The following is a 15251-nucleotide window of genomic DNA, read 5'->3' as shown; positions in this document are numbered from 1 at the left end:
ATCCTTTCGTATCGCGGAGCTGAAAGGACGCTCATCATGAATTTATATGGTTCCAAATTACCGTCTTTTAGCATTGAAAAGACCTGCGGGCTGCAGCCTGATACCAGCGCCACGCCCTGATCATTCATCCTGACAGGTTGCTGCATGTTGCGGCTGTTAACATTCCAGAAGATCACCTGAGGAAGCCTGTAGCCCCATCTTTCAAATTCTCTTTTGGCATTTTCAAAGTTTGTTGCCTTCGCATCACCTGCGCAGTAGTCAAACTCCATATCGGAGATTATGTACAGCTTTTCAGGCATATCGGACTGTTTTAGTCTGTTACGAACAGCAGTCTGGAGTATCAGCATAAATGTCTTTTCAATATTCGTGTTGCTGCATTCGTTGAAGCTCATGCAGTAACGCACTTTATCAACTATGTCTCTGCCCTTGATCTCGATGAGTCTTGGGTTTGCAGAGAAAGTTATGAAGTGGTTATGGAATGCGCCTGTATTTCTTTCTGCAAAGTATATGCCCAGTGACTGCGCTACTGCTGCAGGGCTTGGGTTAGCATCCCAGTACATTGAGGCTGAGCCATCTACCACAACAAGTGAATTGTCAGCGCCGGCGTAATTCTCAAGCGCGTTCCATGTTGCGTCCATGGCACGTCTCTCGGCTTCAGAGAACTCTTTTCTCCTAAGAACAGGCGCGATAACATCATAAGGTGTAAGTGTTCCGGTATGCATTACTGAAGGATCTTCAGCTGCCCTTTGGATAAAAGACTCATACCTTGCCTTGTCGTTTCTGATGAATGCCTGTCTGTATTTGTACAGAGCCTTTGAAGGCTGCTTCGCATAGTCAAAAGAGTAGTCTCTCTCGCGGAGGTTGTTCTCTATGATCCTGATCTGTGCTCTGAGGGCAGACAACGCCTTGCGGTACTCAGCGTCAGTCATCTGCATCGCTCTTGCTATCTTCCTGGCGTTTCTGACAGCTTCTTTGTTGCTTGTATTTACTGAAGGAAGCCATTTAGCCAAAAGAGATACTCCGGCATTTTCCTTATCTGCTGAAAGCACAGCCATATCGGCTTTGAGCGCTTTGTCAAAATACGCCAGTACTTCTTTTTCTACCGGTGTACCAAACAGCGCCAAAAGATCATCGTATCTGCCGTACTCAGCAACCAACTCGATGTTCTTTCTAACTGATTCAGGCTCGCACTCAGCCAGGTGCTTAAGGATAACCTTGAAGACTCTTCTCTCGCCAAGGCCACCTCTTATGTCTCTTGCAAAGAAAAGCATCTTCATGGCAAGATCAGCATCCTCGGCATAAGCTCTTGTGAATCTAGTTATGATATCTTCATCAGAAGCGTGCCTAAGTGCACCTATTGCTGCAAAGAGATCCAGGCAGTCGGACTTTGTTGATACGTAAGTTGCTGCGCCGTTCTCTGTATATGTTTTGTTTGCTTCTCTCTTTAAAAACTCCAGCATCTTAATTTCCTCTCTTTCAAAACAAGGTGCAACCGAGTTATAGTGCCCGGCTCACTCGCCATGCTATGCAGGGACGCGATTAAAAGTCGCGGGATCAGTATTAGTTGCTGTATGCACCTTTTCATACAAGACACATACACCCCGAAGGGTTGGAGCGGGATTCGGACCCGCGATTCCCGGATTAAAATATCCGGTGCTTGACCACTTAGCTATCCTGTAATGATTGCTGTCTGTGTCTTTGTTGTGATCTAATCATAGCTCTTTGGATAGGAGATAAAAAGATGCAGATTGACGCATTGCTGCAACCCCAATATAATTGAATTTATATTGATTATTGCGTTATTATTTCATTATATGCAACCCCAAACAAGAGGTGTAAGATGACAGAGAAGTACAAGATTTATCTTTCAGACGATACAAGATCAAGACTTATAAACGATGCAGAACTCTTTGAATTCACTAAGAAGGACGAGTCCGTCAACCTCAACGCATTCCTTAAGACCCTGATCGTCAATTACTTTGACCGTTACAGACAGGATAGCGAAAACCTGCTTTCAAATATCACGCAGGATCTGACCAGTATCACATCGATCAGTGACAAGGACGCTGCGCTCCTTGCGAACAAGATCATAAGTACATACATTAAGACTGACAGCCACCAAAGCAGCAAGAACTCTGCCCTGACACTTACAGTAAGCGGATCTTCATATGAGATTCTAAGGATCATCGAGAATAACATGTTAAAAGATACATCTTTGTCCCAGTATCTTAAGGACATGTTTAATTCATATCTTTCAATTCCAAGAAGCGAAAGGGAAATGATCATATTCAAAGATACCTATGAGGATATCTCCAAGGCAATTAAAGAGCACAGGATTCTCTCTTTTACCAACACAACTTCCGGCAAAGAGAAGTCTTATCACGTTGAGCCATATATTATTGCCCCATCCAAAGAGGAACAGTGCAACTATCTGCTATGCAATGACAGAAAACCCAAGAAACCCAGAACCTTTAGAATATCAAGGCTTAGAAGTGTCTTTGTAACTTCTGACACTTTTACTGTGGATCCCGACATGCAAAAAGAGCTTCAGGAAAAATCTATCCGAAGCCCTCATTCAGTATCACTAACGGTTCAGGCAGTTGTACGCCTGAACAAATATGGAGTTAAAAAGTTTAAGGTTGTAACGAAGAACAGGCCTATCGTCTCAAAAATCGAAGGAGACCTGTACTACTTCGACTGGCCTGAGCTTCAGCTTGAAGAATACTTCAAGCGTTTTGGCAGAGATGCAATAGTTATCGAGCCGGCATCTCTTAAGAAGAGGATCAAGAAGTTCTATTACTATGGACTAAGAGAATATAGTAAGTAAATTCCTATATTCAGCTTTACTCCAACTCCTTTAGTAGTCCAAAAGCATAAATACAATTTGTTGGTATATGGCTTACATCCAAAACGGCTCTCTTGCGTGATAAGGTCTTATTATACTCGTTTCTTATCAGACCTCACAAAACCATGAAGAGCGTTCCTGCGCCGATCAATATGCAGCCAATCACAGATTTTACTGTAAGCTGCTCATGCAGAAACAGTGTTCATAGTCCCTGTGTCCATTGTTTTGATGCTCAAAAGAAAAGAGGATATAATTTCATCAGAAATACCCATCTTGTTTTTGATATTTTGTATAGTCCATCGCATTGCTCCTTTTCACTCATTCTCGCATGTTTTATCAAAGATGCTAGAAGCAACTATATAAGGCAATGCTTTAATCAAACCAATGCACATAAAAACAAAAAAAGAAATAGGAAATACAACTATTGATAATATCTTTATCATTTTATTTTGTTTTACATACCATTTCACATAGAAAGTGATTGCAAAACTTATCCATATTGAAAAAAGCATTCCTGATAAAAGCATTTTTAAAAAAATAGATATAGCCGGCTCATCAAGTTCAATTCTTTTAATAAAGATCAAAGAAAGAATGGTTGAAAAAATAGCGCCTACAATTATACATATTTTTTGAAAATGAAACTTACTGAAGTTCTCTTTAGAGCTTATATCAGTTTTCTTTTTGGATATAAGCTCTTTATGTAAAGAAACTGCATCACCTTCAATAAAGTTATCTTTTCTTATAACCAACAAATCTCCGGACAGTACAATAAAAATATTTTTTATACCATTTCCAACATAATTAACTTCATTTATTTGAAAAGAGACATCTTTAATTATTTTCTCACTATCATACACTTTTTCTGAAATGGCAAAGTCATCTATGGTAATAACTCTTTTTAATGTCTTGTCTTCCAATTTCTTAGAAAAATAAACTGCCTTTTTATAAATACGAACAATATTGATAACAAAAAGAAGCAACGCAACAAAGAAATAAATACTATAGTTCGAATTATTGTTCATGTAAATAAAAGAACTAATAATAAATAAAATTCCGATCAAATTAAAAATCTTGCCATATTTAGATCCAATTATCAAAAACTCCATTACTTCTCGTCTTATAGTATTTTTGTCTGTCAGATAAACGTTATTATATTTCATTTGTCACCTTTCGTTATAATCCGCATTTTTCTGCCGCTTGTTCTAAGAGCGGAGCGTCTCCGGAATATAAAGCATAATCCACGCCAGCAACAGCATATACTACTGCTGTGCGTACATATAGATTTGCCTTTGTTGTTACACTTGTTTATTTGATTTATATGTGTTATCTGTAAGAAGCTCCCCATTTTTCTTACAGCCCCAAAACACATAATAATGATAATAATATGGCAAGAATGCAAGATGTATTGAAAAATTATTATTTTATATTATATACAAAAGCTTCCCACTTGAACGATACATTCTCTACAAATTACTTGTAGAAAATGTATGTATCGTCTAAGTGGGAAATCTGCAATAAGCAAATATAAATTCATTAAAAGTTATCAATCCGCCGTCTTATAAAGAAGCTTGTCACAAGCATTAACTCGCTTCTACCAGGGCTTCGCAAGACATGATCAGTTTCATATCACCTGCAAATCTGGCAGTTCCAAATCCTACAGGAAGGATGAAGTGATCGCCCTTTTTAAGAGGGTGACTTCCAAGAAGGCCTGTGCCTTCTATTACTGAGAAGAGAAGGTACTTGTCGCTTACTTCAATATCAAGCTTAGAAGTTACATTAACTCTTGAAACTTCATAATATTTGCAGCTGTTTAGGAGCCTTATGCCCTGCTCCTTGTCAGTATCATGTATTATGGCATCTGAAAGGTCCTTGGCAGGTACTGTTATTACGTCCTTACATTTATCAACGTGGAGTTCACGCTTTGATCCATTCCAGATTCTGTCATAGTCATAAAGTCTATATGTGATGTCGCTGTTCTGCTGAGTTTCAAGAACTACAACACCGCCCTTTATAGCATGAACTGTCCCAGGATCTATCTGAATGAAATCACCCTTTTTGATCTTAACTTCTCTTATAAGGTCGCTCCATCTGCCCTGATCCATCATATCAGAAAGTTCCTGTCTTGTAGCAGCATTATGGCCTACAACAAGGCTTGCATCATCGTCACAGTCAAGAACATACCAGCATTCTGTCTTACCAAGAGAACCGTTCTCATTTTCTGCTGCATAGGCATCATCTGGATGAACCTGGATACTAAGGTCAGACTTAGCATCGATTATCTTAGTAAGAAGAGGGAATCTGTCATGCTTTGTACCAAAGAGCTCAGAATGGTCTCTGTAAAGCTCATCAAGTCCCATTCCTTTGTACATCCCGTTTTTAACTGTAGCTGTTCCATTTGTATGAGCTGCTATTCCCCAGCACTCTCCTATATCATCGCCTTCAATATTATAACCAAATACATCACGAAGCTTTGATCCGCCCCAGATATTATGAGTAAAGTGCGGCTCTAAAAAAAGAGGCTCCTTGCAGCTATTATTAATTGATAAGATTTTTCCATTTGTTTCCATAACTTTTTTGTACCAAAAACCCGAATCCTTAATTGTTCTTTTTAAAGTAGTATAGTCTACATAAACAAGGCCGAATCTCTTAGCATATCCATCTGTCCATTCAAAGTTATCACAATAACTCCAGTGGAAATATCCGACTATGGATACGCCCTCATCTGCTGCCTTCTGAAGGTTACTGATATACTTATCAAGAAAAGCAATCCTGTCACCATCATGAACTGCGCCATCAGGTGCAACTATATCGCAGGCTGCCATACCATTTTCTGTAATGAAGATATCCTTATGATATCTTTCATAAAGAAACTTAGGTCCCCAGTAAAGGACACTTGGTGTTACAGGCCAAGTCATGGCTGTCTGGTTATAACCTCTTTCCCTTTGGGCATAGATGATCTTTCCATTTTCTCCGGCACTTATAGGATATCCATTATAAATGTTCTGGCCAATAAAGTCTATGGGCTGGCTTATAAGCTCCATATCCTCATCTGTTATCTCAAAAAGATCATCCTTAAAAAGTTCTATTCCCTCCTCAGGATATCTTCCAAGAATAACAGGATCAAGGAACCATGAAACATTCCATGCCCAGTTGTCCTTGTCTTCATCAAATCCAAAGTATCTCTTTCTTGCAGCCTCAATATCTTCACGAGAATCAGTATCAGGATAAGCCACGCCGCAAGTTGGAGCATATCCAACTCTTGCATTTGGAGCAGTCCTTCTAAGAGCCTTAACTGCAAGACCGTGGGCTTTAAGAAGATTATGTGCTGCAAAAAGAGTATCCTTAAGAGGAAGCTTCTTGCCTGGAGCATGAAAGCCTTTAACATAGCCAAGGCTTATAGTGCACTGAGGCTCATTGAATGTAATGAAGTCATCACAAAGATCTGAGAAGTTCTCTCCTACTACCTCAGCATATCTTTCAAACCATTTTGAGCTTTCAGGATTAACCCATCCGCCCTTTTCCTCAAGAACAAGCGGATACTCCCAATGGAAAAGAGTTATAAAGGGCCTTATACCATTTTCTTTCATGCAAAGAAGCATATCTCTATAAAGCGCTACAGCCTTCTTATTAACTTCTCCTGTTCCATCAGGAATAAGTCTGCTCCAGCTGATAGAAAATCTGTAAGCTTTTATTCCCATCATGCGCATGATAGCAAAGTCTTCTTTATATCTGTGGATCATATCGCATGCTATGTCTGCATTTGAGCCATCAGCTATGGCCCCTTTTTTTATAAAATCATCCCAGATATTAAGTCCTGCTCCGTCATTTTGGTCTCTACCCTCAGTCTGATATGAACTTGCAGCAACTCCCCATATAAAATCTTCTCTAAACATCACAATACTTCCAATCTCATTTTTTATATTTATAATATACCTTATTTGGTAATGATCACGGATACAAGGTTGAATGGCACTGCCTTTCCAGCCTTGTCATCTATTACTTCTACTGTAAGCCTGTGAGGCCCCATCTTCTCATGCTCTATGATCTGCCTGATATCAAGAAGGTCTCCCCAGGTCTGGTCGAATGCTGAATCTATTATGATCTTATCTTCAGAATCATCTACAGATACAGCCACTACAGGCGCAGGACGTTTCATGGTCTTGTCATACTGAACTGCAATTCCTGTACACTCGTTTTCGCCTTCAAGTTCAATAACAATCTTATCATTTTGCAAAGAGCCAAGCCAGCCGTTCTTAAAGCAGTCTGTGATATCTCTCTGAGCTGATCTGTCCTCTTTGAAGCCCTTTAGATCTGCCTTAAAGTTTCTGTTATCAAGTCTTTTTGCTTTTTCAAATGTATTAATTGTTAGAGGCTCAAAAACTTCTATATCCTTATCCTCTTTTGCCACATCTAAGTCTTTATATTCCTTATATAAGGATCCTATAAGATTAGTTACCACGCGGCTTAAAAGCTCATGTCCTTTATCATTTGGATGTAGGCCGTCAGGTGAAAGATCATTTATATCTGCTATCTTTCCTGACAGTATATCCTCATAAATAGCTCCATGCATTGATGCTGCAGGAATGCCATAATATCTGGCTACTTTGGAATGAATTCTCTCTGCAGTCTTGCCATTTTCATAATAGAAGTTAAAAAGAGTTGCTACACAAGGTCTGCCCTTACTATAAAGAAGCTTCCTTATAAGGCCTTCATAGCTTTCATAAAAATAATCATTGCACTCATCATTTACAGAAAACTCAACAAGCACAAAGTCAGGGTTATATGAAAGCACGTCCCTGTCACATCTGGCTGCTCCAAAAGCAGAAGTTGTTCCTCCAATTCCTGCATTTACATAGGTTATATCAGAATCCTTAAATGTCTCTTTAAACCATTCATATACTTTATAGGCATAGCAGGTAGTCGGAAGAGAAGAAAGACTTCCCTGGGTGATGGAACCCCCAAGGAAGCATACCGTTACAGGTTGACCTTCTTCAAGCTTTTTGAAAAGCTTTGTAAATCTTGTAATATCACCGCGACATGCTATAGCCTTTTTTGTATCAAAATCTATCATGATAATCTCTTTTCTTTATCTTATTCCAGATTACTTATTCTATCCCGGATTTCTTATCTGATTCCAAGTTCTGTATCAGATTCGCGTACAACTGAGTGCTCTTTGACATAATCTATAATATCGTCAAGTCTTGTAAATGCAAGTGCTACATAGCTGTCAGCTGCGCCGTAGTAGATTGCGATCCTGCCAGTCTCACTGTCATGAAGTGTTGCGCAAGGGAAGCATACGTTAGGAACGAATCCTCTCTCTTCATACCACTCTTCAGGAGTCAAGATGAATGTCTCGCAGCGGTACTTAACCTTTGAAGGGTTATCTATATCAAGTATAGCTGCTCCTATGGAATAAACAAAACCGTTACATGTGCTGCTTACGCCGTGATAGAACATGAGCCAGCCTTCTGAAGTCTCAATAGGGGCTGCTCCTCCGCCAATCTTAACTGATTCCCACCACTCAGGAGATCTCTCCATAACATGTCTGTGGTGTCCCCAGTATTCCATGTCAGGGCTCTCTGACAGGAAGATATCGCCAAATGGTGTATGTCCGCTGTCAGATGGTCTTGAGAGTAGCATGAACTTTCCATTTATTTTCCTTGGGAAAAGAACTGCATTCCTGTTAAAAGGAATGAATGGATTTTCAAGTCTTTCAAATGTCTTAAAGTCCTTAGTCTTAGCCATTCCGATAGAAGCGCCGTAGAAATCCTGGCACCAGATGATATAGTATGTATCCTCAACCTTAACAAGTCTTGGATCATAAGCATATCTTGGCATGAAAGGATTGCCATCCTTGTCTACGAATGGGATCTTATTGGTTTCAAAATCCCAGTGAATTGCATCTTCGCTATGTCCAAGGTATATATAAGGGATACCGTTGGTCTGCTCTCCTCTGAATACTCCAATGAACTTGCCTTCATAAGGCATAACTGCACTGTTAAAAATACGTGCAACACCCGGAATAGGGTTCCTATTTATAATAGGGTTCTCTTTGTATCTCCAAACAGGTGCACCATCGAACTTTTCAGGTCCTTCCTGCCATGGGATATTTTTAAGCGGTTCACTGATCATTTTATATTTTGACATTGTATCTGTCTCCTTTTTATACTTGCATATCATATTTGTATTTATTAGTTATCTTTTTATCTATATTTTCTTTTGTATAGATAATCTCTGTTCCATTCATTCCTTACCAAGAAGCCTTAAATTCTCGCTTATAAGATCACATCTTTGCTTCACGCAGTCAGGGCTTCTGCCCGGATCCTGAGGCGTATTGAATACATAGTCGATAAGCTTATCAATTGTAGTTGTAGCAACGTGAAGCCTTGTATCAGATGAAGCGTAGTAGATATAGACTTCATTTTTTTCATTAACAATAGCGCCGTTAGTGAATACTACATTGCTGACATCTCCGACTCTCTCTCCCTGTCTTGGCCCTATAAGAAGGCCGGATGGCTCAGCTATAACCTTTGAAGGATCCTTAAGATCTGTAGCAAATGCATAGATTACATATCTAAGGCCTGCTGCCGTATTCCTTACGCCATGTGCTATGTGTATCCAGCCCTTGGCAGTCTTAATAGGCACAGCACCTGCTCCGTTCTTAGCTTCAGTTATCTGATGATATCTTCTGATGCTGGTCATCTTCTCTTCATCTATAACAGGATGTTCTATATCATCACAAAGGCCAAATCCTATACCACTTCCTGATCCTGTCTCAATGAAGTCGTCCATAGGTCTTGTATAGAAGGCATATTTTCCATCTACAAATTCAGGATGAAGGACAACATTTCTTTGCTGAGGAGATCTCTTTGTTACAAGATTTGGAAGTCTCTCCCAGGTCTTAAGATCCTTTGTCCTTACGATTCCAGCCTCTGCTACTGCTGCAGAAAGGTCAGAATTTGTTTTATCCTTGGACTCAGAGCAGAACACGCCATATATATAACCGTCTTCATGCTGTGTGAGTCTCATATCATATACATTAGTCTCATCCTTTACAGTATCAGGAAGTACTACTGGATAGTCCCAGAACCTAAAGCCTTCAGTTCCCTTATCACTTTCCGCTACAGCAAAGAAGGACTTTCTGTCTGCTCCCTCTACTCTGGCTACAAGATAATACTTACCATTTAAGTAGATAGCTCCTGAATTCATTACTGCATTAACTCCAAGCCTCTCCATAAAAAATGGATTAGTCTCTTTGTTAATATCATATTTCCATAATATAGGAGCATGTTCTCTTGTAAGAACAGGATATTCATACCTGTCATAGATCCCGTTGTAAAAAGAAGTCTTCTTATTTGGCCTTGTAATAAGCTCTTCCTGCTCTTTTAATAATTCATAATATTTTTCGTGTATCATCTCATCACCTACACCTTTTTATTATTTCAATGCACATTCTTCCGTTATGATAAGGACATTTCCATTCCTCAACTATTGGGTGCAGAGGATTAGGTTCTCCCTCTTTGGATACTTCATAAAACCACTCTGAACCTTTTCTTGTATCAACCACATGATCAAAAATAAAATCAAGACAGCTTTTTGCAGCATCAAGATATTTTTCTTCCTTCCTGTCTGACTTCTCATAAGCGTTCAAAAAGCCAACAACAGTTTCAGCCTGTACCCACCAGGACCTGCTTTCATTGACAACTCCCTTTTCACATTCATATGGAAGAGAATGCCCGTCAAAAGCTGACTTGTAAATCTCTTCTGCAAGATCCTTGGTAATAGGCCTTATCTTTTCTGAAAGTTCTCCATTATCATCTATAAGCTCTAATGTTCTGTCGATAAGCCAGGAGGTCTCGATATCGTGGCCATAACTATGAAGATCTATAATCGAGTTATAATCGTTATCAAAAAAGACTTCCTGCCTGTGAAGCCTTGGATTATAGATCTTATCTGCAAAAATAGTAAGAATCTGCTCAAGGTCTTCTTTTACTTTAATATCATGTTTCACCCTGTAAAGCTCAGTATAAGCTTCAAGGACATGTAGTAGCGTGTTCATAGTCCTGTCAGCCATAACTCCGTTCTCTGATAGTTTATCATTATCAGCCTTTTCAAACTTCTCATTTGATGCTTCTTTATAACCAATATTATCCTTACATTTATTCTCAATTACGTCATAAATGTTTCTGGCAAGCGTAAGCGCCTCTTTATCACCAGATGCTTCATAATATGATGATAGTGCATATATGGCAAAAGCCTGATTGTAAGTATGCTTGGTAGAGTCATAAACTTTACCATCATAGGTCATGGACCAGTAAATGCCGCCATAGGTCTTGTCGATGCAATAGTCCTTCATAAACTCATAAGCATGACGCGCCTCATCAAGAAGCGATTCATCCTTTAAAAGAGTATATGTATTTGAAAAAAACCATAAGATCCTGCTATTAAGTATGCAGCCTTTTACAGCCTTTTTATCAAGCTCAAGGTCGTAGCCAAGATAGCCATAATATCCGCCATATTCATTATCTCTAAGACCTTTCCAAAAGGGAATGAGATCTTGCGTGAGATGTTTTTGTACCCTTGTTATCATTTTCTTATCCTCTATATCAAACTAGTCTTAGCCTTTTACTGCTCCTGCTGTAAGTCCTGAATATATCTGCTTCTGGCATAGAATGAATACTATAAGTGCCGGCATTAGTGATATGATTACACCTGCGCAGATAAGATTGTATTTACTACCAAGAGGGCCCACAAAGGTATAAAGAGACGTAGCTACAGTTGCATACTTGTTCTTGTCCTGAAGATAAAGACTTGCGCAGTAGTATTCATTATAAGTACCAACACCCTTTAATATGCAGCTTGTAACTATAGCAGGCTTAAGAAGTGGGAACAGTACCTTATAGAAAATAGTAAAGTAGCTTGCACCATCTATGATCGCAGACTCATCAAGTGAGTAATCTATATTTTCAAAGAACTGAATATAGATGTAGATCGATATAATATCAGTTCCGCACATCATGATTATGTATCCGATAAGTGAATTGATGAATCCAAGCTTGTACATGATCTCATATACTGCGATCTGCATTGCAACTCCTGGAAGCTGGGATGCAAAGAGGAAAAGTGCTCTTATAATAGTGTTACCAAAGAACTTGAATCTGTTGAGCACATATGCAAGCTGTGTTCCTATCATTACTGAGAAAAAAAGTACACATACAAGAATGATCGTCGAGTTTATAAAAGCTCTGCCCATTCCGGCTTTCTGAAATGCCTGAACGAAATTGTCAAAATTAAGCCAGTTCTGCGGCATTGTCATTACATTAGTAGTCTGATATTCTTCATCAGTTTTGAAAGCTGTAATAAAGCAGGATACAACAGGTAATACAGCCATAAAAGAAAAGAATACCAATGACAGATATTTTAAAAAGACAAGCATCTTTCTGCCCATTTTATAAAGAATGTTCATTTATTGTCCTCCCGCCTTTGCAAGTCTTTCATGTCTCTTTCTGCTTCTTGCAATAGCCTTCTCTCTTCTTACTGCTGCCCTCGGATCCTCATCCTCAGCATTCCTGAATACATATTTAAAGAAGAGCTTCTGAAGTATAGTCACTATGAAGATAATGGCAAGAAGTACGATAGCCATTGCAGATGCAAGACCAACTTTTTGCTGGGTATGAGCAATCTGATGCATTACGATAAAGTATGTACCAGTTCCATTTGCACCATCTGTTATAACAAAAGGTGGTTCGAAAGCACTAAGAGAACCTGTAATGGAAAGGATAACGTTAAGTGTGATAATAGTCTTTATGCTAGGCATAATAATGTATTTGAACTGCTGAAATCTGTTAGCTCCATCAAGCATTGCCGCTTCGTAAAGCTCTGAATCAACAGACATGATCGCACCGATAAACAGGACCATATTCTGACCAAAATATCTCCATACCGAGGTTCCTACAAGAGAGAAGTTATTAATGCTCTGGTCTTTGAGCCAGTATGGGAGATTGTCCAGCTGGAATCCGCACCACTGAAGGACTGTATCAAATACAAATCCTCTTGTGTAGAAAAATTTAAAGATAAAACCTATAGCAATACCATTGATAAGGAAAGGAAAGAACATAAAGCCTTTGAATAAGGCGCCGCCCTTAACTTTAAAACTTAGTATTGTAGCAAGATATAGGGCAAGTGCAAGCTGCACCACAGATCCAAGCATATAGTAAAGACTCAGCTTAAGGGCTCCAAAGCAGTCATCTCTCTGGAAGACCTTGATATAATTCTTTAAGCCAACAAACTTGCGGGCTCCTACATACTTCATGTTATAAAAACTAAAGCCAAACATTTTGCCAAAAGGCAGATATGTAAAAACAAACAGAAGAAGAAGGGGAACAACCATAAAAGCGAACATAACAATTACCTGTTGTCCATCCCTACTATTTAGCCATTGCTTGAAAGTTCTCTTTTTTTTCATATTTAACCTCTTTAAATAATAAAGCTGGGAAGAATTCCCTTCTCCCCAGCTTTGAAGAAAGATTATCATATCAATATAATACTTCTATGCCAAGTTCTTCCTGAGCATCCTGCCACTTCTGATTCCAGTCAGCCATGATATCATCAAAGCTTTCTGAACCTGTAGCACCTGCCTCTACAATACGCTGTACCTTATCATTACCACCTGCGTTTATAGAAAGCTCTGACTCAGAGTTCATATCGTTAAGATATGTCTCTTCTCCTGAAAGAGCCGGCTGGTCTGAAAGTACTTCGCAGCCTTCAAATGCTGAATACATTTCAGGATTCTCGCCGCCCTTAACTACTGTGTAACCGCCTTCGTTGAAGCACCATCCGGACTCTTCAACCATCCACTTAACAAATACAAGTGATGCAAGCTTGTTCTCATCAGATGAATTAACGTTGATAGCATAGTTGTAATCTCCACCTGCACTTACATACTGTGTTCCGTTAACTGTGATAGGGAATGGCATGTATCCGATATCTTCAGGCTTATCTCCTGCTTCCTGCATCTGAGCATATGCCCATGAGCCAAGTACCATTGTTCCGATCTCGCCTCTGTTGAGCATACCCTTGCAGCCTTCCCAGTCTGTTGTTGTATAGTCATCTTCGATAAGGCCATTAGCACATGCATCATATAAGATCTTGTAAACATTGTATGCGCCTGTTCCATCACCGGGATCTGAGAATGGCTCAGCTGTATGAACAAGTTTCTGATTTACATATGTATCATCACCATTAGAAACAGCTCCTACATAAGCATCCCATGCACCCATTGTCCAGCCTGCTGCATAGTTGGTGTAAAGCGGAATTGCATCTGTATTATCTTTTATAAGCTGAAGATCTGCTACAAATTCATCGGGAGTTGTTGGAAGCTCTGTGATTCCTGCCTGTTCAAATACGCTCTTGTTGTAAAGAAGGCCCTGTGCATTGGCCATATATGGAATACCATAGCAGCTTCCGCCATATTCCCAGGCATCTACAAAGTTAAGTTCCTGTGAAAGATTATCAAGTGTATCAAGTGGCATGAAATATGTTGAAAGATCAGTCTTATCAACTGCAGGGATGAACATGATATCGCCCCAGTCTCCTGTTGAAAGACGAAGGAGTGCATCTTCAGCATAATCTGTAACAGCTTCTGTAGTAACTGTTATGTTGGGGAATTTCTCGTTAAATGCAGCGATCATGGAATCCATAGTTCCGTCTTCCTGACGGTCAGTCTTATGATGAAGGAACTTAATTGAAGCAGTAAGCTCTGTATAATCATCAAGATTGAGTGCTGTATATGAAAGCTCACTTGCTTCACCGGCATCAGCACCATCAGAAGTTGTATCAGTTTCTGTAACTGCATCTGTAGCAGAACCTGTTGCGTCGCTTTCTGAACCTGTGGTATTGTCAGCAGCAGACGAGCATCCCATCAAAGAAGCTGTCATTGCTGAAACTGTTAACAATGCCAATAATCTTTTTCTATTCATAATATCCTCCTTAAAAAATATATAGTTTTTAGCTAATTAATATTTTATTCTTTTATTTTTATTAGTCAATAATTTAGCTTAAATATTAGCTCATTTCGCCTTAATAAACAAAAAGAGCAACTTGTTTTTGGAGAATTTTTTCTCCTTGCAAGTTGCTCTAGTTTCCATTAAGTGCCTGTTTATAAGGCTTTAATCGCATTTTGTAATTATTTTCGGTTTTTTAGCTAATAAATTTTGTTAGCCTGCTAAATTTACTTTCTTTTAGCTAATTTCTTTACACTTTCTCTTTCTATCAGATATCCTTCTACAATGCTTAGGCCTCTTCTGTACTTCTCACCTTTTAAGGCATGATTGATTCTTTTAAGTGTCCTTTTGACCATCTCATCCATATCAACTTTATAAGTTGTTATTCCTATTGGTGCTCCGTC

11 protein-coding genes and 1 tRNA gene are annotated in these 15251 nt (G+C 39.2%); 1 reads left to right on the top strand and 11 read right to left on the bottom strand.

All coding sequences use genetic code 11. The features are described from left to right. A partial coding sequence (locus K6G87_RS03765) for a DUF2828 family protein (RefSeq protein WP_296834098.1) occupies positions 1–1460 on the bottom strand: 1460 nt, incomplete at its 3' end. Positions 1461–1609: 149 nt separating this feature from the next. Then, positions 1610–1675: transfer RNA gene (locus K6G87_RS03760), tRNA-Lys, on the bottom strand. Between the two features lie 165 nt (positions 1676–1840). Here K6G87_RS03760 and K6G87_RS03755 point away from each other — a divergent pair. Continuing rightward, positions 1841–2827 (top strand): WYL domain-containing protein, encoded by a 987-nt coding sequence (locus K6G87_RS03755; RefSeq protein WP_296834095.1) that lies wholly within the window; start codon positions 1841–1843, stop codon positions 2825–2827. A 332-nt stretch (positions 2828–3159) separates the two neighbouring features. On the opposite strand, the gene K6G87_RS03750 is transcribed toward K6G87_RS03755, so the two are convergent. The 9 genes from K6G87_RS03750 to K6G87_RS03710 form a co-directional block, all read right to left on the bottom strand. Beyond that, positions 3160–4005: a hypothetical protein gene (locus tag K6G87_RS03750; protein ID WP_296834092.1), complete on the bottom strand. Its 846-nt coding sequence runs from the start codon at positions 4003–4005 to the stop codon at positions 3160–3162. 420 nt (positions 4006–4425) lie between these two features. Next, the gene (manA, locus tag K6G87_RS03745; protein WP_296834089.1) at positions 4426–6738 is read right to left on the bottom strand and encodes a mannose-6-phosphate isomerase, class I; all 2313 of its coding nucleotides are present in this window, start codon (positions 6736–6738) and stop codon (positions 4426–4428) included. A gap of 41 nt (positions 6739–6779) precedes the next feature. Continuing rightward, positions 6780–7916, bottom strand: a complete 1137-nt coding sequence (locus K6G87_RS03740; RefSeq protein WP_296834086.1) for an SGNH/GDSL hydrolase family protein — start codon at positions 7914–7916, stop codon at positions 6780–6782. A 53-nt stretch (positions 7917–7969) separates the two neighbouring features. Next, positions 7970–8992: a glycoside hydrolase family 130 protein gene (locus tag K6G87_RS03735; RefSeq protein WP_027205091.1), complete on the bottom strand. Its 1023-nt coding sequence runs from the start codon at positions 8990–8992 to the stop codon at positions 7970–7972. A gap of 96 nt (positions 8993–9088) precedes the next feature. Beyond that, positions 9089–10261: a glycoside hydrolase family 130 protein gene (locus K6G87_RS03730; protein WP_296834080.1), complete on the bottom strand. Its 1173-nt coding sequence runs from the start codon at positions 10259–10261 to the stop codon at positions 9089–9091. Positions 10262–10265: 4 nt separating this feature from the next. Further along, positions 10266–11435: an AGE family epimerase/isomerase gene (locus K6G87_RS03725; protein ID WP_296834078.1), complete on the bottom strand. Its 1170-nt coding sequence runs from the start codon at positions 11433–11435 to the stop codon at positions 10266–10268. A 27-nt stretch (positions 11436–11462) separates the two neighbouring features. Beyond that, complete coding sequence (locus K6G87_RS03720) at positions 11463–12311, bottom strand: carbohydrate ABC transporter permease (RefSeq protein WP_296834075.1); 849 nt, start codon at positions 12309–12311, stop codon at positions 11463–11465. Next, positions 12312–13310 (bottom strand): carbohydrate ABC transporter permease, encoded by a 999-nt coding sequence (locus K6G87_RS03715; RefSeq protein ID WP_296834072.1) that lies wholly within the window; start codon positions 13308–13310, stop codon positions 12312–12314. It abuts the gene before it with no gap. Positions 13311–13380: 70 nt separating this feature from the next. Beyond that, the gene (locus K6G87_RS03710) at positions 13381–14823 is read right to left on the bottom strand and encodes an ABC transporter substrate-binding protein (RefSeq protein WP_296834067.1); all 1443 of its coding nucleotides are present in this window, start codon (positions 14821–14823) and stop codon (positions 13381–13383) included. Positions 14824–15251 lie beyond the last annotated feature (428 nt).

The sequence above is a fragment of the Butyrivibrio sp. genome (assembly GCF_024699075.1).
This window is presented reverse-complemented; position numbering and strand designations above follow the sequence as displayed.

Excerpts from the sequence above, each read along its gene's own strand:
- manA (WP_296834089.1), bottom strand. The coding sequence starts at position 6,738 with ATGTTTAGAGAAGATTTTATATGGGGAGTTGCTGCAAGTTCATATCAG.
- K6G87_RS03720 (WP_296834075.1), bottom strand. The coding sequence starts at position 12,311 with ATGAACATTCTTTATAAAATGGGCAGAAAGATGCTTGTCTTTTTAAAA.
- K6G87_RS03750 (WP_296834092.1), bottom strand. The coding sequence starts at position 4,005 with ATGAAATATAATAACGTTTATCTGACAGACAAAAATACTATAAGACGA.
- K6G87_RS03740 (WP_296834086.1), bottom strand. The coding sequence starts at position 7,916 with ATGATAGATTTTGATACAAAAAAGGCTATAGCATGTCGCGGTGATATT.
- K6G87_RS03715 (WP_296834072.1), bottom strand. The coding sequence starts at position 13,310 with ATGAAAAAAAAGAGAACTTTCAAGCAATGGCTAAATAGTAGGGATGGA.
- K6G87_RS03710 (WP_296834067.1), bottom strand. The coding sequence starts at position 14,823 with ATGAATAGAAAAAGATTATTGGCATTGTTAACAGTTTCAGCAATGACA.
- K6G87_RS03730 (WP_296834080.1), bottom strand. The coding sequence starts at position 10,261 with ATGATACACGAAAAATATTATGAATTATTAAAAGAGCAGGAAGAGCTT.
- K6G87_RS03725 (WP_296834078.1), bottom strand. The coding sequence starts at position 11,435 with ATGATAACAAGGGTACAAAAACATCTCACGCAAGATCTCATTCCCTTT.
- K6G87_RS03755 (WP_296834095.1), top strand. The coding sequence starts at position 1,841 with ATGACAGAGAAGTACAAGATTTATCTTTCAGACGATACAAGATCAAGA.
- K6G87_RS03735 (WP_027205091.1), bottom strand. The coding sequence starts at position 8,992 with ATGTCAAAATATAAAATGATCAGTGAACCGCTTAAAAATATCCCATGG.